This is a genomic window from Sneathiella sp. HT1-7 (assembly GCF_020731145.1).
In the GTDB taxonomy this organism is placed as follows: Bacteria; Pseudomonadota; Alphaproteobacteria; order Sneathiellales; family Sneathiellaceae; genus Sneathiella.
Map to the genome: position 1 here is coordinate 183,027 of NZ_JAJFZN010000005.1, position 21,718 is coordinate 204,744.

Sequence of the window (21,718 nt, forward strand, 5' to 3'; positions counted from 1 at the left end):
CCGGATCGAACTATCCGCAGAATGATACAACCGAGCCATGTTGGGAAGATTAATGTTTGATCAGGCCTCTCCCATTAGCTTTTTCCGCCGTCGCTCGACAATATCGCTCAGGAAATCACTAACGGCCTTGATGCGCGCAAGGTCGTGTATGTCTTCAGGGGTATTCAGCCAATAGCTCCGTTCGATGCTTACGTCTTCGGGGAGGATTGGGACAAGCTCTGGATACTCATCAACCGAAAAGCAATGTAGGATACTGATGCCCGACCCGGCGAGGGTTGCTTGAAACTGGAAAACAATGCTGGAACTTTTCAGGCTGATATTTGGATTTCCGATGACATCATTCAGATAGAGAAGCTGCGGGTCTGGCACCAATTCTTCGATATAGGAAATAAAGTTGTGGTGACGCAAATCCTCTCGTGTTTTTATTGGTTCGTGATTTTTGAGATAGTCCTGCGTCGCATAGAGCCGAAGCCGATAGTCGGTCAGTTTTCTGGAGATCAAGCGGCCTGAATTAGGACGGCCAAGGGTGATGGACAAATCAGCCTCTCGCTTGGAAAGGCTGACAAATCGGTCATTAGCCACGAACTCTAATTCGATCTTGGGGTGCAATTTTTGAAACGCAGGCAGCTCTTTTGACAAAAACTGACTGCCAAATCCTTCCGGGACACCAAGACGCACCGTCCCGGTAAGTGTTTGGTTTTCACCACCAACCGTATCCTGCACAGTCGCAGAGGCGCTTTCCATCTGTTCTGCCAGTGGAAGCAGCCTTTCACCGGCCTCGGTGAGGACAAACCCACGCGATGTGGCTTCGAATAATTTGGCGTCCAGTTTTTCTTCCAGTGCGAGGACACGGCGGCCAACAGTAGTATGATCCACTTTGAGTGCTTTAGCTACTTCCGTCAGGCGGCCTTTACGGCTAAGCTCTAAAAAGAAACGAATGTCGTTCCAGTCAAATATAATAAATACCTCGTGTGCAAATTTACACAGGGAATGTGCGTTCTTATCTAATTACTTTGCAATTTTACCTATGTAAAGTGGCGTGAAATAAGCGCTCATTGGGAGAAAATAGAATGACAGAACAGTTGAAGCATTATATCGGCGGTCAGTATGTGGCCGGGACGTCCGGACGGTTCAGCCCGGTTTATAATCCAAGTACCGGCGAACATATGGCAGATGTTCCCCTCGCGACGGAAGCTGAAATTGGCGATACGATTGCCAACAGCCTTGCGGCTTTTCCTGATTGGGCAAATACCTCCCCGATTACACGTGCGCGGGTTATGTTCAAATTTAAGCAGCTGGTCGAAGAAAATATTGATGAGCTAGCCGCGCTGCTTGCGAGCGAGCACGGCAAGGTACATTCCGACGCCAAGGGCTCGATCATTCGCGGTCTTGAGGTTGTTGAATTTGCCTGTGGTATTCCGCATCTTCTTAAAGGTGAGTTTTCCGACAATGTCTCTTCCGGCATCGATATGTACTCAATGCGCAAACCCTTGGGTGTTGTCGCGGGTATCACGCCATTTAACTTCCCGGCGATGGTGCCAATGTGGATGTTCGCGGTCGCCATTGCTTGCGGCAATACGTTCGTTCTGAAGCCATCGGAAAAAGATCCTTCCCTGCCAATGCGCCTTGGGGAATTGATGCTGGAAGCGGGTGCGCCGAAGGGTGTGCTTAATGTTGTCAATGGTGACAAGCTTGCGGTGGATACTCTTCTTGACGATCCGCGGGTAAAGGCGATTAGTTTCGTGGGCTCCACACCGATCGCGAAGTATGTCTATTCCCGTGCAGCTGCGGCCGGTAAGCGCGTGCAGGCCATGGGCGGTGCTAAAAACCATATGCTGGTCATGCCGGATGCAGATATGGACAAAGCCGTTGATGCGCTGATCGGCGCAGGTTACGGCTCCGCCGGGGAACGCTGCATGGCAATTTCGGTTGCTGTTGCGGTTGGTGACGCCGGCGATGAACTGATCGAGAAACTGGCACCAAAGGTGCGCGGCCTGAAAGTCGGGCCGAGTGCGGCTGATGGCGACATGGGTCCTTTGGTCACGAAAGAGCATCTTGAAAAAGTCAAAGGCTATGTCGATCTCGGGATTGAGGAAGGTGCTGATCTGGTCGTTGATGGCCGTGATCTCTCGCTTCAGGGATATGAAAATGGCTTCTATATGGGCGGGTGTCTTTTCGACAATGTCGGAACGGATATGCGCATTTATAAAGAAGAAATCTTTGGGCCGGTCTTATCCGTTGTGCGGGCGCCCACTTTCAATGACGCCATTGAGATGGTCGATAACCATGAGTTTGGGAATGGCACGTCGATCTTCACACGAAATGGCGATGTTGCGCGGGCCTTTTCCAACAATGTTGAAATTGGCATGGTTGGTGTGAATGTGCCGATCCCGGTTCCGTTGGCTTTCCACAGTTTTGGTGGCTGGAAGAATTCCGCTTTCGGTGATCATAATCAGCATGGACCCGAAGGTGTACGCTTTTACACCAAAGTGAAGACGGTCACGTCACGTTGGCCGGACAGCATCAAGGCCGGTGCCGAATTTATCATGCCGACACATAAATAAAAGTCAGAAAAAGATGCGGGGCTCCTGGGGCTCCGCGCATATCTAGCGGGGAAATTTCATGGCCAGAATTGGATTTGTGGGTGTTGGAAATATGGGCGGGCCGATGGCCCTTAATCTCCTGAAAGCCGGACACTCGGTGAAAGTTTTTGACCTTTCGGCGGATGCCGTTGGCGCTTGCGTCAAGGAAGGCGCGGAAGCGGCGGAAAGTGCGTCCGCGGCCGCGAGCGGGGTTGGCATTGTTGTCAGCATGCTGCCGAAGGGAGATCACGTTCGTGCGGTTTATTTCGGGACCGATGGACTTCTTGCTGCGGCTGACCCGGGCACACTCTTTATTGATTGTTCCACAATCGACGTGGCAACCGCCCGGGACGTTGAGAAGGAAGCATCTGCCGCTGGTATGATGATGGTTGACGCGCCGGTAAGCGGTGGTGTCGGTGGTGCAGCTGCGGGCACATTGACCTTTATGGTCGGCGGCAGCAAAGGCGCATTCGAGGCAGCAAAGCCTATCCTTGACGCCATGGGAGCGAATATCGTGCATACCGGCGGGCCAGGAAATGGGCAAGCTGCGAAGATCTGTAACAATATGATCCTCGGGATATCCATGGTCGGGGTCTGCGAGGCATTCGTACTCGCCGAAAAGCTCGGGCTGGAACATCAGACCATGTTTGATATTGTCTCTACTGCATCGGGTCAGTGCTGGTCACTTACCAGCTATTGCCCTGTTCCAGGGCCAGTCCCGGCGAGTCCGGCGAATAATGATTACAAACCCGGCTTTTCAGCAGAGAACATGTTGAAAGACCTGCATCTTAGTCAGGAAGCGGCTGAGGGATTCGGGGCGTCGACTGAGCTGGGCAAGGCGGCGATGAATCTCTATGAGAGCTACGTCTCAGGCGAAGGAAAATCGGCGGATTTTTCTGGCATTGTCAATATGATTCGAAAGTCGTGACGGCGGGTGCGGATTTAAATCTTGCAACCATTGCCGGCAAGCGCATTGAGTATCGAACGATCGGCAGGTTAACTACGCAACTGCCGGTCCTTGTGTTTTTGCATGAGGGCCTCGGTTGTGCGGCGCTATGGCGTGATTTTCCAGATCGCTTGTGCGAACTCACAAATTGTGCCGGACTAATATACAGTCGGGTGGGATATGGCGGATCGGATGCTTGCGAATTGCCGAAACCGCTTGACTATATGGAGCGGGAAGCAAGTGAATTTCTTCCCGCACTCCTTGAGCATTTCAATATAGAAAAATTTATTCTTGTTGGTCATTCCGACGGGGGATCTATTTCCCTGATATATGGAGGCTTGCCCAATGTAGTTAGCCCGGACGCTGTCATTGTGATAGCGCCCCATGTTTTCTGCGAAGAATTATCCATTAAGGGCATAGAAGCTGCAAAACAGGCGTATGAGCATCAGGAGTTGAAAAGTAGGCTAGAAAAATTCCATGGAATAAATACGGAATGCGCCTTTTGGGGATGGAATGACGCCTGGCTTGACCCGGCTTTTAAAAGATGGAACATCAAAAAATTTCTCCCCACAATCAAAATGCCTCTTCTGGCTATTCAAGGACGGGAAGATGCCTATGGAACGCTTGCCCAAATTGATGTTATTGAAGACTCGGTCTCAGGACCATTCGAAAAGCTAATCCTTGATGATTGCGGCCACAATCCCTGGCTTGAGCAGCAGACAAAAGTGTTATTGCATTCTTCAGAATTTATTTCTGAAAATCGACCTTGAATTTCCGGGGTATTACAATTACCGCTTGCGGTTTGTCATCATTTGATTGAGTAATTGCCAATGACTATTCTTGTCTCTGATAATATGCGCGGCGCGGCTTTCATGTCTATTACAATGGCGGGCTATGTCGCCAATGACACGGTCATGAAACTGTTATCAGAGCATCTGAACCTCTTTCAGGCCATGTTTCTCCGGGGGATATTTACCAGTCTGCTTATTGCAGGGTTCTGCCTGTTCAAGGGCGTGCTGATTTACCGAATTCCGAAAGGGGATCGTCTGACGGTCATTCTTCGTCTGGTGGGTGAAATAGGTGGAACGGTCTTTTATCTGATGGCGCTATTCAATATGCCAATTGCAAATGCAACGGCCATCTTGCAGGCACTCCCTCTTGCTGTCACGCTTGCGGGGGCGATTTTTATGTCGGAGGCGGTAGGGTGGCGTCGCTACCTCGCGATTTTCTCAGGATTTATTGGCGTTCTGATGGTGGTTCGTCCTGGTTCTGACGGATTCAACGAATTTTCTACATTCGCCATCATCGCCGTCGTGTTTATTGTGATACGTGATCTCTCTACGCGTCGGCTGTCTACGGCAGTTCCTTCGCTATTTGTCTCGCTCCTGACGTCCATTTCGGTTATGTCCGTCGGAGCGATATTGTCCCTTACAGAGGAGTGGCGACCGGTTTCAACAAGTGAGATTGGGCTCCTTATTCTTGCGTCGCTGTTTATCATCTTCGGATATCTTTTCAGTATTATGGCAATGCGCGTCGGTGATATTAGCTTTTCATCGCCGTTCCGCTATACGATTCTGATCTGGGCCATCCTTCTTGGTTTTGTTGTCTTTGGCGATATTCCGGACGGTTGGACGATTTTCGGGAGTCTGATTATCGTAGGAAGTGGCGTATATACCTTTTATCGTGAACGGCGAGTGCATGCGTCAGGGCATGCGAATGAACAAGCCAAAACGGCGGAAAGGACCTGAAGAATGTCGGCGTTGGTCATACGAAAAGATATCGATGGCATAGCTATATTGAGCCTGAACCGGCCGGATGCGTTAAATGCCCTTAGTCCATCACTGTTTGTGGAACTTCATGAGCATGTGAAGACGCTTTCACAGGAAACGGAAAGCATCGGCTGTGTTATCCTGCGCGGGGAAGGACGGTCTTTCTCGGCGGGAAACGACTTAAAGGCCATGCAGGCAGGGGAGGCGGCACCGCATCCGCGGTTTCAGGCAGAAACTATCGAAATGATTGAGGATCTGCCGCAGCCGGTTATCGCCGAGGTCCGGGGGCACTGCTATACCGGAGCTTTGGAACTCGCGCTCGCCAGTGATCTGACGATTTGTAGTGAAAGTGCGAAATTTGCTGACACCCATGGCAAATGGGCATTGACCCCACTTTGGGGGATGAGTCAGCGGTTGCCGAGGCGGATTGGTGTTCTGAATGCGAAAGAAATGATGTTTACGGGGCGTGTGGTCAGTGGGACTGAGGCTGCTGAAATCGGGCTGGTCAATAAATGCGTGCCTGATTCTGAGCTGTCAGACGCCACATTGGAGATGGCACACGCAATTGTCGAGAACTCGTGGCACACCCTCCGTGCGGATAAAATGCTGGTCAATAAGGGCCAAAACTATGGCCTGAAAGACGGGCTAAATTTCGAACGGGAAAATAGCCCGGGCCGGGCCACTGGGGATGATGAACGGCTATCAGGTTTCAAGAAAGTCTGAGAAAACTACGTTGTGTGTTTATATCCGTCGTTCCCCTTTAAGAATCTCAGCCAACCATTGCCCGTATTGTTGCTGATCATTAGGTTCAGCAAGAGACGCGAGACCATTGTCAGCGAGGTCGACATCCAGCTGGGCACCCCGGCGCAGATTGATTAGATCGACTATGAAAGGCAGTGTATGTTCAGGGTGTGGCTGTAATGATAAGCAAGTTGGTGAATATTTAAGCCCGGCATATTTGCAAAAATCAGATGATAGAATGGTCTCAGCGCTTTCTGGTTGGCGCGTGACCTGATCCTGATGAAAGGAAAGAAGGCGGGCTCGCCTGTTGTTCAGGAGATCTGAATAGACTGTGCGTCCAACACTCCATCCGCCTGGAAATTTTTCCACAGTTCCACCCATAGCCTGCGCCATGAGCTGATGTCCGAAACATATGCCGACGGTTGGTTGCCCACTGGCAATCAGTTTGCGCACGAACACTTCTAGCGGACTGATCCAGTCGAAGTCTTCATATACGCCATGTTTGGAGCCAGTGAGAATCCATGCATCGCATTCCAACGGATGCTTGGGAAGCTGCATATCGATAGCGGCGTAGGTCACATAGTCGAACGGTTCGTCCTTGAACAATTCTTTGAACATATCCGGATACTCGCCGTATTTGACTCCGAGCGAACCACCAATTCGACCCGTCTGGATTATTCCAACGGTTGTTTTTCTCTTCAGATCGGCGGACATTTCAGGCGGACTTCCTTTTGACACTCACAGCGCAGAACTTAACTTCTGCGATTTTGCCGAAGGGGTCAAGTGCATCATTTGTAAGCAAATTTACCGCCGCCTCTGCATAACAGAAGGGGATAAAGATCATGCCGTTCTGTACAGCGCCATCGGCACGTACCCGAATATCAATCTCACCACGGCGTGAACGGACGGTGACAATGTCGCCGGGCCCTGCGGCCAGCTGCTCCATCATAGCTGGTGGCATATGAACGATCGGTTCGGGCTCAACCGCATCCAGCACACTCGCCCGCCGGGTCATGGAACCAGTATGCCAATGCTCCAGCAGGCGGCCAGTTGTCAGGACGACAGGAAAGTCTTTATCCGGCATTTCATCGGGTGAGATCAGACTTGCCGGCACGAACTTACCAAGCCCGTTTGCTGTCGGGAAATTCTCAGTAAATATCAACGATTGGCCCGGATCATCGGGGCTTTCGCAAGGATAGATGACGGCATCTTCCGCCTCTAATCGATCCCATGTAATGCCCTTGATGCTATTCATCGCCTGCGTCATTTCCGCGAATACATCTTTCGGGTGATCGTAATGCCAATCCAGGCCGAGCCGTCTGGCGATTTCCTGAATAATCCAGAGATCTTGCCGCGCATCGCCAGGAAGCGGGACCGCCGCACGGCCAATTTGAACCTGGCGGTTGGTGTTGGTGACGGTGCCGTCCTTCTCCGGCCAGGCCGATGCCGGGAGAATCACATCGGCATAGGCCGCCGTCTCCGTCACGAACAGATCCTGCACCACCAGATGATCCAGTTTCGACAGGGCTTCGCGAGCATGATTGACATTCGGGTCCGACATTGCCGGATTTTCGCCCATTATATACATGGCGTTGATATCACTCTTGTGCACGGCCTCGGTTATTTCAACGACAGTGAGACCCTGTTTCGGATCAATCTTCGCGCCCCAGAATTTCTCGAATTTTTCTCGAATGATGGGATCTTCGACTGATTGATAATCGGGCAGGAACATCGGGATGAGCGCCACATCGGATGCCCCCTGCACATTGTTCTGGCCTCGCAACGGATGCAGCCCAGTTCCTGGTCGCCCGACCTGGCCCGTCATTAACGCGAGACTGATCAGGCAGCGGGAATTGTCAGTGCCATGAATATGCTGACTTATTCCCATCCCCCAGAAAATAATCGCCGCCTTGGCCGTCGCAAACTCCCTCGCAACTTCCCGGACAATGTTCGGGGCAATACCAGTCACCTTTTCCATGGCCTCAGGGCTGAAATCTTCCAGATGGGCTTTCTGCTCTTCGAAATTTTCAGTGTGGTTTTTGATATACGCCTTGTCCGTCAGACCCTCTTTGACGATGACATGCATCATCGAATTGAGAAGCGCGACATCTGTGCCCGGTTTTTCCTGCAACATGAATTGCGCATGGCGGGAGAGGGATTGACCGCGTGGGTCGATCACGATGAGCTTGGCGCCCCTTTTGGCGGCATTTTTGAAAAATGTGGCGGCGACTGGATGGTTGATAGTTGGGTTGGAGCCGATGATCATGATGACGTCGGCGTTTTCTGCCTCATTAAAGGGGGCCGACACGGCACCCGATCCAACAGTTTCAAGGAGAGCGGCAACGGATGACGCATGACAAAGGCGCGTACAGTGGTCTACATTATTTGTGCCGAAACCAATGCGGACGAGCTTCTGAAAGAGATAGGCTTCCTCATTTGATCCTTTGGCAGATCCGAACCCGGCGAGCGCATTGCCACCTTTTTCATCACGGACCCGGCGAAGGCCGCTGGCGGCAAAATCAAGCGCCTCCTCCCAGCTGGCTTCCCGGAAATGGGTGTAGGGATTCGCGGGGTCGAGGGAGGCGACATCCCCTTTCGCAACCCCTTCCTTTCGGATCAGGGGGACAGTCAGCCGTTCTGGGTTATGGATATAGTCAAAACCAAAGCGCCCTTTAATACAGAGCCGCTCCTCGTTCGCGGGTCCATTGCGGCCATCGGCGTAGAGAATCTTGTTATCTCGCACTTTGAACGTGAGTTGGCAGCCAACACCGCAGAAAGGGCAAACGCTATTCACTTCACGATCGATATGATCGTCATGCAGGACAGATTTTTCGAGTAACGCGCCGGTTGGGCAGGCCTGTACGCATTCACCGCAGCCCACGCATGTGCTCTCTCCCATAGGATCGTCAAAGTCGAAGACGATTTTGGAATGCACGCCGCGTCCCGCCATGCCGATAACGTCATTTACCTGCACATCGCGGCAGGCCCGGACACAGAGGTTGCAGTTGATACAGGCATCCAGATTGACAGCCATTGCAGGATGGGACATATCCTCAAGTGGCATCTCGCGCGAGGAGAACCGGCTGGACGAGATATTCTGCTGGTCCGCCATTTGCCAGAAATGGCTGTCATTGTCATAGCTGGTCTCGCGATCTGGTTGATCGGCGATGAGAAGTTCCATGACCATCTTGCGGGCCTTTTCTGCACGTTCCGTTGATGTGCTGACTTTCATTCCATCCGTGGGTTGACGGATACAGCTTGCCGCGAGAACCCGCTCTCCTTCAATTTCCACCATGCAGGCACGACAGTTTCCATCTGCCTCAAAGCCAATCCGGTCCGCATGGCAAAGATGTGGAATTCTTGTTCCTTCGCGCTTGGCGATATCCCAGATGGATTGTCCCGTACTTGCAGTTACCTGCTTGCCATCAAGTTCAAATGTGACCGTCTCATTCATTTCACCGCCTCCGGGAAATGCTTGAAGATTGACATCAGGCCATTGGGCGCCGCTTGACCGAGGCCGCAGATAGACGCGTCGCGCATAACTGCGCTGAGCTCGGTCAGGAGATCACTGTCCCAATGTTCTGCCTCCATCAGCCGGAGCGCCTTTTCTGTTCCAGCGCGACAGGGCGTGCACTGGCCGCAGCTTTCGTCTTCGAAAAAGCGCATCAGATTGCGCGCGACCATCTTCAGGTCATCCTTATCCGAAATCACGATGACCGCGGCGGAACCAATAAAACAGCCATGCTTTTCAAGTGTGCCGAAATCGAGCGGTATATCCGCCATAGACGCAGGCAGGAGCCCGCCAGATGCTCCGCCTGGCAAGTAGGCACGGAAATCATGGCCATCCTGCATGCCACCGCCAAATTCCTCAATCAACTCCTCAGCGGTAATCCCTGCGGGGGTGATATAAACGCCTGGCTTTTTAACATGGCCGGAGAGGGAAAAACTTCGAAAGCCTTTGCCACCGTGACGGCCGCCTGCCTTGAACCATTCCGGCCCTTTGTGGATAATGTCCGGCAGCCAATAGAGTGTTTCGACATTGTTGATCAGGGTTGGCCGCCCAAACAGACCGACATGAGCAGGGAAAGGGGGCTTGTGTCGCGGCAAGGCGCGTTTACCCTCGATGCTTTCCAGCATGGCGCTCTCTTCCCCGCATATATAAGCACCAGCCCCCCGGCGAAGATAGATTTTCCGGCCACTGTCTAGTTTTTCGGCTTTCAGCTTTTCAATGCAACCTGACAGTATTTGATATGTTTCCGGATATTCATCGCGGAGGAAAATATAGATTCTCTCTGCTTCGACAATTTCAGCCGCGATAAGCATTCCTTCCAGAAACTGGTAAGGGTTATTATTCAGGTAATATCGATCCTTGAAGGTGCCGGGCTCACTTTCATCGGCGTTGACAGCCATATAGCGCGGGCCTGGAACCGATAGCACAGAGTTGAGCTTTAGTGCATGGGGAAACCCTGCCCCACCAAGTCCGCGATGGCCACTCTCGTTTAACGCCTCAATGATGGTGTCGACAACCAGATCACCAGCACGCAATTTTGCATGGGTAGAGAACCCCCCGGCATCCTTATAATCGTCGAAAGACGTAAAGTCAGGCAGAGAGAGCGGATTGTTCTTTTTTGCGGCTTCAATCAGGGCATCGACATCACCAATTGTCGCATTACCGACATAGCGGTCTTTAAGGCGGACCACGGGAGCAATCTCACATCGGCCCATACAAGCGCCATGCGTGACACGAATGGTGCCGCCGTATTTTTTTATGAGCTTTTGTTTGATCGTCATTGCACCGGCCATCTCGCAGGATAGACTGTCGCAGACTTTGAGAGTAAGAGCGGCGGGTTTTGACTCACCCTCCTTAACAACGGTGAAATTATGATAGAACGTAGCGACTTCGTATACTTCTGCAAGCGCAAGCCGCATTTCCTCCGCCAGCGCTGCTAAATGATCTACAGAAAGGGAGCCGTAGGTGTCCTGGATCAAGTGCAAATGCTCAAGGAGCAAATCCGATTGCCGGGATCGGGACCCTAACAGCGCAGCAATCTCACGGGCAGCTATAGGCTCGACTTGCCTGCCCTTGTTCTGATAACGGGCTTTGCGGCCACCTTTGCCGGGCGCTTTTGGAACCGCAGATAGTGTTTTCCCTTCTGCCAACTTAAGATCCTCCCATCTTATCCCCGCGTCTTTGTTCTACATGTGCTTCTTCATCACTTAATAATACAAGCTCGATCAGCCCAACAATAATCAGCTGCTTGCCTGCGTGCTCAAAATTCACTGTTACCCGGTCCGCAACGGAAGACTGTACTTGTCCCACTCCCCAGTCTGGTTCCTGCGGATGGCGGACATATTGGCCGGGTGAAAACTGAGCAAGCATGATTTTTCTCTTAACATGATGGATAAGATTGTTGCATATTCACTCTATCAAATTGTCGTGCAGACGACAAAGGTTGTTCGATTTTACAGTGTTCCGCAAACTGCGGATTATGGAGATGTCATGATTGATTTGAAACTCGCGTCCTTAATGAGCTCCAAACTCTGTCATGACGTCATCGGGCCCATCGGTGCCGTCTGCAATGGAATTGAACTTGTTCGCGATGACGGCAACGAAGATATGCGGAGCGAAGCCCTTAAACTTGTGAGTGAGAGTGCGGGAGAGGCATCGGCGCGGCTTCAGTTTTATCGTCTTGCCTTTGGTCTTGCAGGTGGTTTAGGGCAGGAAGTATCGATCCGTGATGCTCGTAATCTCTGCCGCGATCTTATGTCATACGGCAAAGTACGGCTGGATTGGCCGGATAGCGAAGGCGGGGCAGAACTCCTGCCGAAGGATGCCATTAAAATTCTTTGTAATCTGCTGATCATTGCATCGGGCACCTTGCCTCGAGGTGGCGACGTAAAAATCACAGGCAACGTTGAGGATGACAATTGGTCATTCGCCTATCGGGCGGAAGGGCCGCGCGCGGTCCTTCGTGAGGACGTGACTCATATCCTGCAGAACGGTTATAATGAAGCCGAACTAACTGCGCAAAATGTGGGTGTTCAGTATCTTATGGCCCTGTGTGGAAATAATAGTGTGGTTCTGGATATTACCGACGTGGAAGACGGCTTGGTCGCACTCGCCGTCCGCTCATCCTGACCAGGTTTCTGGCGCTTCTCTAAAATAAGCCACAAATTTTTATCGGAAAGACGTCCGAGTTTTGAGAACGCTGGTTTGCGTCAAAAAATAGCTATTTTCAAGATAATCCGTAACTGCTTGTTAACCTATATCCGGCATTCTGTACCCGAATATTTCTAGGAACTTCAGTTTCCAGAAACGAAAGTAAAGAAGCAGAAAGAGCGCAGCCGAATGGATGATCTTTTAAGTGAATTTCTTACGGAAACCAATGAAAACATTGGTATCGTTGACGCCTCCATTGTTGTTTTGGAGCAGGATCCGAGCGACGAAAGTCAGATCGACAATATATTTCGTCTTGTTCATACCATTAAGGGAACATGCGGGTTTCTAGGTTTGCCAAGACTGGAGGCTGTTGCACATGCCGGAGAAAATGTTCTCGGGAAAATTCGCGACAAGGAACTGACCGTTACCGCAGATGTTGTGACGCTTATTCTCGAAGCAATGGATGCCATCAAGGACATTCTGGCCACGATCGAGGAGACTGAAGAAGAGCCCGCTGGAAATGATGCGGATTTGATTGCCCGTCTAAACGATGTCGCGTTCGGAGAGGCGCCTAAGGAGGCAGCACCGGAGCCAGAGCAGGAAGAACTGCCGGCTGGAAAGGTTTCCGAGGCAGAGCTTGAAGCGGCATTTCAGGCTGCGGAAGGTCCAGACGAGGATTTAGCGGAAGAAGAACTGCGACCCGGTGAGGTTTCTGAGGCTGAACTTGAAGCGGCGTTCCAGGCAGCGGAAGGTCCGGACGAGATTGTTGAATCCTTAGAGCTACAGCAAGAAGAGGCGCCGCTTGAAGAAAAGAAGCCGGCCGCCGAGAAAACAACAAAAGAATCTAACATCGCCAATCAGAGCATTCGCGTAAATGTGCAGATGCTAGAAAATCTTATGACGATGGTGAGTGAACTTGTGCTGACTCGAAATCAGCTCCTGCAGATGGTTCGCGGGATGGATGACAATGAATTTACGGTTCCGCTGCAACGCCTAAGCCATGTAACAACCGAGTTGCAGGAAGGGCTGATGAAAACACGCATGCAGCCGATCGGAAATGCTTGGTCGAAACTGCCACGTATTGTGCGGGATCTCAGCCATGAATTGGGCAAGAAAATCGATCTGGTCATGCATGGCGCGGAAACAGAACTCGATCGTCAGGTGCTTGAGTTGATCAAGGATCCGCTTACCCATATGGTGCGAAATTCAGCGGATCATGGGCTTGAAGTACCCGAAGATCGCAAGGCGGCGGGTAAACAACAAACGGGCAAGATTGTTCTCGAAGCCTTTCATGAAGGTGGTCATATCATCATCAAGATTACGGATGATGGGCGCGGTCTGAACAGTGAAAAAATAAAGCAGAAGGTTATCGAAAACGGTTTGGCGAGCGAAGCTGAATTGGAAGGGATGAGCAAGCAGCAAATCCAAAATTTCATCATGCGTGCCGGCTTCTCCACTGCGGAAAAAGTAACCAATGTATCTGGCCGTGGGGTCGGCATGGATGTCGTTCGCTCCAATATCGAGAAGATTGGCGGGACGATTGCCCTGACGTCTGAAGAAGGCAAAGGGTCAACTTTCACCATTAAAATTCCGCTGACACTCGCGATTGTGTCTGCGTTGATTGTTGAATGTTGCGGTGAAAGATTTGCCGTCCCGCAGACGAGTGTGGTTGAACTCGTTCGTGCTTCAACCAATAATACCAGCGATCATACAATTGAAATGATTAATGGCTCGCCGGTTCTTAGATTGCGTGATCATCTGTTGCCGCTTGTGCATCTGAATGAAATCATGCGCCTTGAAACAGCTGCGGATGAAGTTGCGGATAAAAGCGAAGTTAAAGGCTCTGAAGAGTTTATCATCGTTATTCAGGTCGCCAGTTATGTGTTCGGCATAGTTGTGGACCGGGTGTTTGATACGGAAGAAATTGTCGTCAAGCCAATTGCGCCGATTTTGAAAAACCTGTCCATTTTCTCAGGAAATACGATCCTCGGGGATGGCAGTGTTATCATGATCCTTGACCCGAATGGAATTGCCGCTATGTCCGGTGACGCCGTGGTCAATACAGATGGTGCGTCGAAAGAAGAAACAAAACAGGCGCAGGTGCAAGATGAGAAAATTGCGCTCCTTGTCTTCCGTGCTGGCGGAAAGGATCCGAAAGCCGTTCCACTTTCTCTGGTGGCGCGCCTTGAAGAAATTGACGTCGGTACAATCGAAGAAGCGAATGGCAGGAAAGTTGTCCAGTATCGTGGTCAATTGATGCCGCTGACGACGATCGAAGACAATATAGAAATCAGGGAAGAGGGACGACAACCTGTCCTGGTCTTTAGTGATCAAGATCGTACAATGGGGCTTTTGGTTGAAGAAATTGTCGATATTGTCGAAGACCATCTCGATGTGGAAATGTTATCGGAACGCGATGGCTATGTCGGCAGTGCCGTTATTCGCGAAAAGGCGACCGATATAATTGATGTCGGTTACTGCTTGAGCAAATGCTTTGGTAGCTGGTTTGGGGATACGGAGACACGACCTTTCGGCCATAACGGCGAGAAACAGAAAGTCCTGCTGGTCGATGACAGTCCATTCTTCCGGAACATGCTCGTACCACTTCTAAAAACGGCGGGTTATGACGTTTCGACAGCAGAGAATGGCGCAGAGGCTTTGAAAAAGAGAGATATCGGCGAAACATTTGACATCATCGTCAGCGACATTGAGATGCCGGAAATGGATGGTTTCACGTTCGCCGAAGAAATTAAAGGGGATGACAGATGGAATGAGACGCCGATTGTCGCCTTGTCCTCCCACACGACGCCTGGTGATTTCGATCGTGGGCGCGCCGTAGGTTTCTCAGATTATATAGCAAAGTTTGACAGAGATTCATTGATGTCCGCGCTTTCGCAGACTCTTAAGGAAAGTGGGAGTGCAAAATGACCGAAACCAATATGCATGATTATGTTACTGTTTTCATTTCGGACCAACTCTTTGGTATTCCGGTTCTAGAAGTCCATGATGTACTTCGGGGTCTAAATCTTACGAAAATTCCGCTGGCACCGCCCGAAGTTGCCGGCGCCCTCAACCTTCGCGGCCGTATTGTGACGGCCATCGATGTGCGCAAGCGCCTTGGCCTGCCGGAGCGAGAGGAAGATGAAAACAGCATGAGTATTGTCGTCGAGCATCAGGGTGAACCCTATAGTCTTCTGATAGATAGTGTTGGCGAAGTGCTCAGCCTGGATCTAAATGAGTTGCAGCCAACTCCTGTCACACTGAATTCTTGCTGGAAAGAAATATCTGGCGGTGTGTACCGGCTTGAAAACAAGTTGCTCGTCCTAATGCAAATCGAGCAACTTTTGAATTTCGCAGACAGTTCGACCATCGCGGCGTGAGAAAGAACGGAGAAACAAGATGCCATCCTGTTTGATTGTTGATGATTCCAAAGTTGTTCGCATGGTCGCGAGACGTATTCTGGAAGATTTGAGTTTCGGTATCCTTGAGGCAGAAGACGGCAAGGGTGCATTGAACGCGTGCCTTGAAAAAATGCCGGATGTCATCCTCCTCGATTGGAATATGCCGGTGATGAACGGAATTGATTTTCTGCGGACGCTACGGAATTCCGAGAATGGGGAACAGCCCGTCGTGATCTTTTGCACGACAGAGAATGATATGGCGCATATTCGTGAGGCCATTTCTGCGGGCGCCAATGAATATATTATGAAACCTTTCGATCGCGCGATTATTGAAGCGAAATTCTCTCAAGTGGGGGTTCTCTAGGTGGTGCAAGCCGACACGATAACAAGTCTGCCGATTGAGACGAACAAAGATCCTTACCGGATCATGATCGTCGATGATTCCGCAGTTATACGCGGCTTTCTAACGCGCTGGCTTGAAGCGGAATCGGATATTCAGGTTGTTGCTATTGCTAACAATGGTGTTGCTGCCCTTCGTGAATTTGAGCGCACCCTCCCGGAATTGGTAATCCTTGATATCGAGATGCCGGAAATGGATGGCCTTACGGCGCTGCCGCGTCTTGTTCAGCTGGACAAGTCCGTTCAAGTTATTATGGCGTCCACACTGACACGGCGAAATGCGGATGTCAGTTTGAAAGCGCTGGCCATGGGGGCCGCGGATTATATTGCGAAGCCGGAATCGACTCGCGACGTCAATGAGAAAGAAGAATTCCACAGAGGCTTGCTGGAAAAAATCAGGGCTCTTGGACAAACACGACGCTTGCGAGATCGTAAGGCGGGTAAAGTTGCACCGCGGCCGACCTTAAAGCCGACGCTACTTGGTGAGACAGCACCAGCGCCACTTCATAAAAAATCGACTTTTAACTTGCGACCCTATGGAAAGAACCTTGCGCCTAAAGTGATCGCTATCGGTTCATCCACGGGTGGTCCGCAAGCGCTATTTAAAACCTTTGAAGCCCTCAAAGGAAAAACAAGCTTGCCGATTTTGATCACCCAGCATATGCCGGCTACCTTCACAGCAATTCTTGCAGAGCATTTGAGCAAGATCTACGGCAAGGACTGCAGGGAAGCATCAGACGGTGAAAAGGTTCTTGAAAATCGCGTTTACGTGGCACCTGGGGATTGGCATATGACGGTGGTTAGAAAAGGCACTGATGTTGTCATCAAGTTAAATCAGGAACCCCCAGAAAACTATTGCCGTCCATCCGTAGATCCGATGCTTAGGAGTCTGATGACCGCTTACGGTAGTGATGTGTTGGCGGTTATTTTGACAGGTATGGGACATGATGGACTGGAAGGTTGCAAGAAACTTGCGGAGTCAGGAGCAGTGGTGATTGGTCAGGATGAAGAAACAAGTGTTGTTTGGGGAATGCCGGGAGCTGTTGCCTCTGCCGATTTGTGCAATGGGGTGTTCCCATTGGAAAAAATCCCTGGTGCGATTGAAAATATTCTCAAGGGGAGGCCCGTATGAATAGTCAGGACTTCCAACTCTTCGGTGAAATTGTCAATTCACGCTCCGGATTGGTGCTGACAGAAGAGAAAATATATTTGCTGGAAAGCAGGTTGGTTCCTCTTGCGCGTCGGCGCGGATTGGAAAATCTCGAAGCATTGGCGGAAGAAGTTCGTCGGTACAAAGATGATCGCCTTTTGGAAGAAATCACCGAGGCGATGACGACCAACGAGACATTCTTCTTCCGGGACACCAAGCCATTTGATACTTTCCGAGATGTCGTGCTGCCGCAGCTTTTGAAGGCGCGGGCCACGAAAAAAACTCTACGGATATGGACGGCGGCATGCTCGACCGGGCAGGAGCCCTACTCAATTGCCATGCTGTTGAAGGAAGAGGCCGCTAAAATGGCTGGCTGGCGTGTGGAAATTATGGCGACTGATATCTCGCAGGAGGTTCTGGAGAAAGCCAAAGCCGGGTTATATTCTCAGTTTGAGGTGCAGCGCGGACTCCCCATTCAACTGCTTATGAAGCATTTTCAGCAGGTCGGTGAGATGTGGCAGATCGATAGTTCTATCCGGGCGATGGTTAAGTTCCAACCGAAGAACCTCTTGGAGGATCTCGGAAGCTTGGGTCAGTTCGATGTCGTTTTTTGCCGGAATGTTCTGATTTATTTTGATCAGCCGACGAAAAGCAAAGTATTGACACAAGTCCATAAAATTCTCGCTGATGATGGCGCGCTTTTCTTGGGCGGCGCGGAAACTGTCCTGGGTATTTGTGACAGTTTTAAACCGGTTGACGGTCAGCGCGGGGTTTATACTTCAGTCAATGGCGGATTGATGGCGGCCGCCAGTTAATCCTGACGATCGGCAGCGCAACTGAGCAAGCTCTCTCTGATAATATTCAAATAAAAGCCCCGCAGTATAGACTACTGCGGGGCTTTTTAATGAATGACGTTTCGGTATTTAGGAGAAGGCTAGCTCGCGCGGGCCTGAAGATTCTCTTCTGGATCGCGAAGAACATATCCCCGACCCCAAACCGTTTCGATATAATTGTCGCCGGCGGTTGCTGCGGCAAGCTTCTTGCGCAGTTTGCAAACGAAAACGTCGATGATTTTGAGTTCTGGCTCGTCCATGCCCCCATAGAGGTGGTTGAGGAACATTTCCTTCGTCAATGTTGTGCCCTTGCGCAAGCTGAGCAGTTCGAGCATGCCGTATTCTTTGCCGGTGAGGTGCAGGCGCTGGCCGCTGACTTCGACAGATTTGGAGTCCAGGTTGACCGTAAGCTTGCCAGTCTCAATAGTGGATTGTGCGTGGCCTTTCGAACGGCGAACAATCGCATGAATACGTGCGACAAGTTCATCTTTATTAAAAGGCTTGGTTAAGTAGTCATCCGCACCGAAGCCCAAACCCTTAACTTTGTCATCAGGTTCAGACATGCCGGATAAAATCAGAATGGGCGTTGATACCTTTGCCGTACGAAGCTTTTTCAAGACGTCGTAACCGGACATATCAGGCAGGCCCAAATCCAATATAATAATGTCATAGTCATAAAGTTTGCCAAGATCTACGCCCTCTTCACCGAGGTCGGTCGTGTAAACATTAAGACCCTCTGCGCTCAGCATCAATTCGATGCCACGAGCCATTGAGCTATCATCTTCTATCAATAGTACACGCATATATTGTACCTCCTGTACTCCAACTATTATTAACAACTTAACTTAACAATTAGTTAAAACAAAAGATAAAAATTAACTATCTTTGTTAACTTCGTATGACGGCATTTACTAAACATTAAAATGTATCTGTCAAAATGACTTAACTTACCGAGATCAGGGTCCTACAAACAAGTTAAGCGAGGCGTCTTTCGTGCAAAGCATTATTTCGGAAATCGATCGGGTTCCTACAGCGCAATATTACGGCCGCGTGGTTGCAATAATGGGGCTGTTGGTGGAAATCGGCGGCATACAAAGACAACTGAGTATTGGCAGCCGCGTTAATTTACGCGCCCGCGGCGGCGGTAAGGTAAACTGCGAGGTGGTCGGTTTCCGTGATGATCGTGCGTTACTCATGCCGTTTGGCGTTCTGGAAGGGATTGGCATTGGTTGTAAGGCAGAAATTGCTGAGCGCGATCCGGTCATCTTTCCGAATGAAAGCTGGCTTGGCCGGGTGGTCAATGCCATGGGAGAACCGATTGATGGCGGTCCGCCACTCAAATCCGGAAACCGAGCTGTTCCTTTTCGGAATGCACCGCCACCGGCGCACGCCCGTCAACGGGTCGGTGAGAAAATAGATCTTGGTGTTCGCGCCCTGAATACTTTCGTGACTTGTTGTCGCGGACAGAGAATGGGCATATTTGCAGGTTCCGGCGTTGGTAAATCGGTGTTGTTTTCCATGCTTGCCCGAAATACTGCGGCAGACATCAATGTGATTGGCTTGATCGGTGAACGTGGCCGGGAAGTACAGGAATTTATCAAGGATGACCTCGGCGAGGAAGGCCTGAAGCGAAGTATTGTCGTTGTTGCGACATCAGATGAATCTGCGCTTATGCGACGTCAGGCCGCTTACCTGACGCTTTCTCTTGCGGAATATTTCCGCGATGAGGATCGCGATGTGCTTTGTCTGATGGATAGTGTTACCAGATTTGCCATGGCGCAACGTGATATTGGTCTTTCGGGCGGTGAACCTCCGACAAGTAAGGGCTATACGCCAACCGTTTTCAGTGAACTGCCAAAATTGCTTGAACGTGCCGGGCCAGGTTCCGGAAAAGGCAGTATCACGGGGCTATTTACCGTTCTTGTTGAGGGTGATGATCACAACGAACCTGTCGCGGACGCCGTCCGGGGAATTCTAGATGGTCATATAGTGATGGAGCGACAGATCGCGGAGCGAGGCCGCTATCCGGCCATTAATGTTCTCAAATCTATCTCTCGGACGATGCCCGGGTGCAATAGTGACGCTGAAAATGTTCTCATATCGAAGGCGAAGCAATATCTCTCAACCTATGACGACATGGCAGAAATGATCCGCTTGGGAGCATATCGACGGGGTGCAGATCCTTTAGTTGATGAGGCCATACATTTTTTCCCGATGCTGGAAGAGTTCATGAGTCAGGGCAAGACCGATCGGGCCAGCCTGCCCGAATGCTTTGCTGCCCTGTCCGAAATACTGGCGCAGCAACCAGATCTTGAAACGGTTTAAGGCGGAGGATGATGCTTTGAGGTTAAAATCATCATGAAGGGCCTGGATAGTTTAATCAGGGTCCATAAATGGAAACTTGACGAAAAGCGGCGGGAACTTGTCGATTTTGAAGAATTGCACGCAAGTTTTGTGAAACAATTACGAAGCCTTGAAGAAGAACAACTGCGGGAGCAGGATGTTGCCGGGGCCAATCTGGAGGTTGGCTTCTCTTTTGCGAACTATGCTGCTGCTGCGAAGCAGCAAAGAGAAAATATTAAGGCAAGCATTGAAGAAATAGACACCAAGATTGCCGCACTGAATGAAGAGGTAACCATCTGTTATCAGGAACTCAAAAAATATCAGGTCGCGCTCGAAGCACGTGGAATTAAGGAAAAATATGAGCGGAACAGGGTTGAGCAAATGAGTCTGGATGAGCTTGCCATTGATCTCCATCGGCGTAAGGGTGGGTTGAGATAACTCGATCAACCTTCCCTCAAAATGCATGTGATTTTTCTTGCATACTATTCTCAAATGCTCCAATGTGAACAAAACATGAACATATGAGATTGGAGGACATATGCCGGTTGATATTCGTGAAAGAGCGGAAATTTTTAGGGCCTTGCATTTGCGGGAGAAAGCATTTGTTCTTCCTAACCCTTGGGACGCGGGATCAGCGAAGATGCTGACGGCGCTTGGATTTAGCGCCTTGGCAACGACGAGCGCCGGGTTTGCCTTTTCTTCAGGCAAAGGTACTTCAATCGGTGAAATCAGTCGGGAAGAAGCGCTGGAGCATGCCGCCGGGATTATCGCGGCAACGACGTTACCGGTTAGCGCTGATCTCGAAAACGGATATGGTCATACGCCTGAAGAGGTGGCGGAGACAGTCCGGCTGGCTGCCGAAATTGGACTCGCGGGCTGCACGATTGAGGATACGACGGGTGATCCGGATAACCCCATTTACGAACGGGCGCAAGCGATTGACAGAATCGCTGCGGCTGCTGAAGTTGTAAGAGGACTGGATAGACCTTTCATGCTGACGGCGAGGGCTGAAAACTACCTTTTTAACCGACCAGATTTTGGAGATACTTTGATGCGCCTCCAATGCTTTGAAATGGTCGGGGCGGATGTGCTGTATGCGCCGGCACTTCCCGATTTACAGGCTATAAAGACGGTCTGTAAGGAAGTGTCAAAGCCGCTCAATGTTGTCGCTGGTATCGGCCTTCCGGGCGTGACGATCACCGAGCTTGAAGCCGCAGGAGTGAAACGGATCAGCGTTGGTTCAGCCTTTGCCCGGGTTGCCTATGGCGCAATGATAGATGCGGCAGAGGGAATTATTAAAACTGGTTCCTTCGCACCATTTATGGCCGCAGCGTCTTTCTCATCAATAGAAACGCTGATTAAGTTCGTAAATTTGAAACAGTGACGAAAAGACA

General features: G+C 50.6%; 20 protein-coding genes. 14 read left to right on the top strand and 6 right to left on the bottom strand.

What is annotated here, in order from left to right; all coding sequences use genetic code 11:
* Nucleotides 1–60: 60 nt before the first annotated feature.
* Nucleotides 61–987, bottom strand: coding sequence for a LysR family transcriptional regulator (locus LKE13_RS17075; RefSeq protein WP_265334957.1), 927 nt, complete (start codon nucleotides 985–987; stop codon nucleotides 61–63).
* A gap of 83 nt (nucleotides 988–1,070) precedes the next feature.
* On the opposite strand from LKE13_RS17075, the gene LKE13_RS17080 reads away from it, so the two are divergent.
* From LKE13_RS17080 to LKE13_RS17100, 5 genes are all read left to right on the top strand, one after another.
* Complete coding sequence (locus LKE13_RS17080) at nucleotides 1,071–2,564, top strand: CoA-acylating methylmalonate-semialdehyde dehydrogenase (protein ID WP_227952784.1); 1,494 nt, start codon at nucleotides 1,071–1,073, stop codon at nucleotides 2,562–2,564.
* A 58-nt stretch (nucleotides 2,565–2,622) separates the two neighbouring features.
* Nucleotides 2,623–3,510 carry a 3-hydroxyisobutyrate dehydrogenase gene (gene mmsB / locus LKE13_RS17085; protein ID WP_227952786.1) on the top strand — a complete coding sequence of 296 codons (888 nt, stop codon included), beginning with the start codon at nucleotides 2,623–2,625 and terminating at the stop codon, nucleotides 3,508–3,510.
* Between the two features lie 92 nt (nucleotides 3,511–3,602).
* The gene (locus LKE13_RS17090; protein WP_227952923.1) at nucleotides 3,603–4,298 is read left to right on the top strand and encodes an alpha/beta fold hydrolase; all 696 of its coding nucleotides are present in this window, start codon (nucleotides 3,603–3,605) and stop codon (nucleotides 4,296–4,298) included.
* 60 nt (nucleotides 4,299–4,358) lie between these two features.
* Complete coding sequence (locus LKE13_RS17095) at nucleotides 4,359–5,276, top strand: DMT family transporter (RefSeq protein ID WP_227952788.1); 918 nt, start codon at nucleotides 4,359–4,361, stop codon at nucleotides 5,274–5,276.
* A gap of 3 nt (nucleotides 5,277–5,279) precedes the next feature.
* A complete protein-coding gene (locus LKE13_RS17100) occupies nucleotides 5,280–6,020 on the top strand; it encodes an enoyl-CoA hydratase/isomerase family protein (protein ID WP_227952790.1) in 741 nt (246 codons plus the stop codon).
* Nucleotides 6,021–6,038: 18 nt separating this feature from the next.
* Here LKE13_RS17100 and LKE13_RS17105 read toward each other — a convergent pair whose 3' ends face one another.
* Genes LKE13_RS17105 through LKE13_RS17120 form a run of 4 tightly spaced genes read right to left on the bottom strand, consistent with a single transcriptional unit; the run spans nucleotide 6,039 to nucleotide 11,418 of the window.
* A complete protein-coding gene (locus LKE13_RS17105) occupies nucleotides 6,039–6,752 on the bottom strand; it encodes a type 1 glutamine amidotransferase (protein WP_227952792.1) in 714 nt (237 codons plus the stop codon).
* 1 nt (nucleotide 6,753) lies between these two features.
* Nucleotides 6,754–9,492 (bottom strand): formate dehydrogenase subunit alpha, encoded by a 2,739-nt coding sequence (gene fdhF, locus LKE13_RS17110; protein WP_227952794.1) that lies wholly within the window; start codon nucleotides 9,490–9,492, stop codon nucleotides 6,754–6,756.
* Nucleotides 9,489–11,198 (bottom strand): NAD(P)H-dependent oxidoreductase subunit E, encoded by a 1,710-nt coding sequence (locus LKE13_RS17115; RefSeq protein WP_227952796.1) that lies wholly within the window; start codon nucleotides 11,196–11,198, stop codon nucleotides 9,489–9,491. Before LKE13_RS17115 ends, fdhF begins: the two co-directional genes overlap by 4 nt.
* Before the next feature lies 1 nt (nucleotide 11,199).
* Entirely contained in the window at nucleotides 11,200–11,418 is a 219-nt protein-coding gene (locus tag LKE13_RS17120) for a DUF3553 domain-containing protein (protein WP_227952797.1), read from the bottom strand.
* A gap of 15 nt (nucleotides 11,419–11,433) precedes the next feature.
* On the opposite strand from LKE13_RS17120, the gene LKE13_RS17125 reads away from it, so the two are divergent.
* From LKE13_RS17125 to LKE13_RS17150, 6 genes are all read left to right on the top strand, one after another.
* On the top strand, nucleotides 11,434–12,177 hold the full coding sequence (locus LKE13_RS17125) for a histidine phosphotransferase family protein (protein ID WP_227952798.1): 744 nt from the start codon (nucleotides 11,434–11,436) through the stop codon (nucleotides 12,175–12,177).
* 210 nt (nucleotides 12,178–12,387) lie between these two features.
* Complete coding sequence (locus LKE13_RS17130; protein ID WP_227952799.1) at nucleotides 12,388–15,126, top strand: chemotaxis protein CheW; 2,739 nt, start codon at nucleotides 12,388–12,390, stop codon at nucleotides 15,124–15,126.
* Nucleotides 15,123–15,578 (top strand): chemotaxis protein CheW, encoded by a 456-nt coding sequence (locus tag LKE13_RS17135; protein ID WP_227952800.1) that lies wholly within the window; start codon nucleotides 15,123–15,125, stop codon nucleotides 15,576–15,578. Before LKE13_RS17130 ends, LKE13_RS17135 begins: the two co-directional genes overlap by 4 nt.
* 19 nt (nucleotides 15,579–15,597) lie before the next feature.
* Nucleotides 15,598–15,963, top strand: a complete 366-nt coding sequence (locus LKE13_RS17140; protein ID WP_227952801.1) for a response regulator — start codon at nucleotides 15,598–15,600, stop codon at nucleotides 15,961–15,963.
* A 63-nt stretch (nucleotides 15,964–16,026) separates the two neighbouring features.
* Nucleotides 16,027–17,130 carry a protein-glutamate methylesterase/protein-glutamine glutaminase gene (locus tag LKE13_RS17145; protein WP_265334959.1) on the top strand — a complete coding sequence of 368 codons (1,104 nt, stop codon included), beginning with the start codon at nucleotides 16,027–16,029 and terminating at the stop codon, nucleotides 17,128–17,130.
* Nucleotides 17,127–17,963, top strand: coding sequence for a CheR family methyltransferase (locus LKE13_RS17150; protein ID WP_227952805.1), 837 nt, complete (start codon nucleotides 17,127–17,129; stop codon nucleotides 17,961–17,963). The genes LKE13_RS17145 and LKE13_RS17150 overlap by 4 nt, the downstream gene beginning before the upstream one ends.
* A gap of 119 nt (nucleotides 17,964–18,082) precedes the next feature.
* Here the strand turns inward: LKE13_RS17150 and ctrA are convergent, their stop codons facing one another.
* Entirely contained in the window at nucleotides 18,083–18,784 is a 702-nt protein-coding gene (ctrA, locus tag LKE13_RS17155) for a response regulator transcription factor CtrA (RefSeq protein ID WP_227952807.1), read from the bottom strand.
* Nucleotides 18,785–18,974: 190 nt separating this feature from the next.
* Between ctrA and fliI the strand changes: the two genes are divergently transcribed.
* The 3 genes from fliI to LKE13_RS17170 all read left to right on the top strand — a co-directional run bounded on the left by fliI (nucleotide 18,975) and on the right by LKE13_RS17170 (nucleotide 21,708).
* A complete protein-coding gene (gene fliI, locus LKE13_RS17160) occupies nucleotides 18,975–20,306 on the top strand; it encodes a flagellar protein export ATPase FliI (RefSeq protein ID WP_227952809.1) in 1,332 nt (443 codons plus the stop codon).
* A gap of 33 nt (nucleotides 20,307–20,339) precedes the next feature.
* A complete protein-coding gene (locus tag LKE13_RS17165; RefSeq protein WP_227952811.1) occupies nucleotides 20,340–20,762 on the top strand; it encodes a hypothetical protein in 423 nt (140 codons plus the stop codon).
* Between the two features lie 100 nt (nucleotides 20,763–20,862).
* A complete protein-coding gene (locus LKE13_RS17170; RefSeq protein WP_227952813.1) occupies nucleotides 20,863–21,708 on the top strand; it encodes an isocitrate lyase/PEP mutase family protein in 846 nt (281 codons plus the stop codon).
* Nucleotides 21,709–21,718 lie beyond the last annotated feature (10 nt).